At 37.0% G+C, this 1,333-nt stretch carries 2 protein-coding genes; one reads left to right on the forward strand and one right to left on the reverse strand.

Annotation, left to right across the window (positions count from 1 at the left end):
* Positions 1 to 137 precede the first annotated feature (137 nt).
* Positions 138 to 509, forward strand: coding sequence for a hypothetical protein (locus ACO0KY_RS19625; protein ID WP_423048916.1), 372 nt, complete (start codon positions 138 to 140; stop codon positions 507 to 509).
* A 43-nt stretch (positions 510 to 552) separates the two neighbouring features.
* Here ACO0KY_RS19625 and ACO0KY_RS19630 read toward each other — a convergent pair whose 3' ends face one another.
* On the reverse strand, positions 553 to 1,131 hold the full coding sequence (locus ACO0KY_RS19630) for a hypothetical protein (RefSeq protein WP_423048918.1): 579 nt from the start codon (positions 1,129 to 1,131) through the stop codon (positions 553 to 555).
* Positions 1,132 to 1,333 lie beyond the last annotated feature (202 nt).

Genomic DNA, 1,333 nt, shown 5'->3' on the forward strand with positions numbered 1-1,333 from the left:
AGTTGTCCGGGACAAAAGATCTAAGTGCAGAGGTGCGTGCCATGAAATATTTGTTCACAGGCATGACAGTGCTGGGGTCCTGGTTGTTAGTCGCAGTGGTTTTTTGCTTGCATCTATTTATTAATTAAGGTGTTAGCATGATAGGTCTTGGTATCGCTTTCACCGTTTTTAATGGTCTTAGAGTATTTTTTTATGTGCCACAATTTTTGATACTTATTAAGCAAAAACACACACTTGACTCACATTCTTTATTTACATGGTTTAGTTGGATTTTTGCCAATGCAACAGTTGCAATTTACTTTGTGCAACTTGCTGGTTGGGATGAAAAAGCACTGCTTAATATCGCTAATTCTTTTATGTGTCTTATCGGTTTCTCAATTATTCTCTACAAGAGAAAGAAATACAAAGGCATTCACGAGTCAGGAATTTCTGAGTTAATGGATGAAAATCAAAGACTCAAAGATGAACTAAACAAACTTATGAATGACGATAAAACCGATCAGCCATAAAAAAAGCCACTCAATTGAGTGGCTTTTCATATTTAGTATTTTATTACTTGACAACTACGATGCCCAATTCCTTTTTAAGTGCATCCTTAGAAAAGGTTTTGATACGAGCAACAACCTCATTAATGCTCTTGTAGATTTCTTGACCTTGATATGGTCCTTGAGTTGGAATATTAAACTCCTTAATCCAAGTCTTGCCAAACTCAGTCAAGTTAGCAATAAAGTGTTTTTCTTTGCCTTTCTTGATAGCATCAGACAAGACCTTGTCCATACGACCACCCATCTTGAACTCATATTGAGTGCCATTGATAGTGTAGGTAGCAATCGTTTCGCTGATTTCCGTTTTGTTAGGGAACAATTCAGCCTTGGCATCGTTCAGTTGCTCACGAGTAATGCCCATTGCTTTCAAGATTTCAGCAATGGAATAACCACCGTCTTTCAAGAAAGCCAAATTCTTTGCTCTATCTCGTTCAGCCAAAGCTTTTTTGACACTCTGTTTCAGGTCAAGGAATTGTTTATCCTCATCGCTATTAGTATCAAACTCTGAAACCTTTTTTGCGAGTTTTTCCAAAACGGCATAATCATCTGCCGACAAAACACTTTTAGCATCATCCAGAAAAGCCATTTTGAAAACTCCTTGATAGTTTGATTGGCTGACACAACAATATTGTTGATGGGATCATCATAGCATAAAAAAAGAGAGAAAGAACATATAGTCTTTCTCTCCCATCTTGTTGTTTATATGTTGAATAAGTATGTTTCTTATTATTGCTGATGCACCGACTCACATGATCCATTTCAACGGTTCTAGGTTCTTAGGTCCATAC

The organism is Undibacterium sp. Dicai25W (assembly GCF_049340505.1).
GTDB classification, from domain to species: Bacteria; Pseudomonadota; Gammaproteobacteria; order Burkholderiales; family Burkholderiaceae_D; genus Undibacterium; species Undibacterium jejuense.

Coding starts and splice junctions, on each gene's coding strand:
- ACO0KY_RS19625 (WP_423048916.1), top strand. CDS start 138: ATGATAGGTCTTGGTATCGCTTTCACCGTTTTTAATGGTCTTAGAGTA.
- ACO0KY_RS19630 (WP_423048918.1), bottom strand. CDS start 1,131: ATGGCTTTTCTGGATGATGCTAAAAGTGTTTTGTCGGCAGATGATTAT.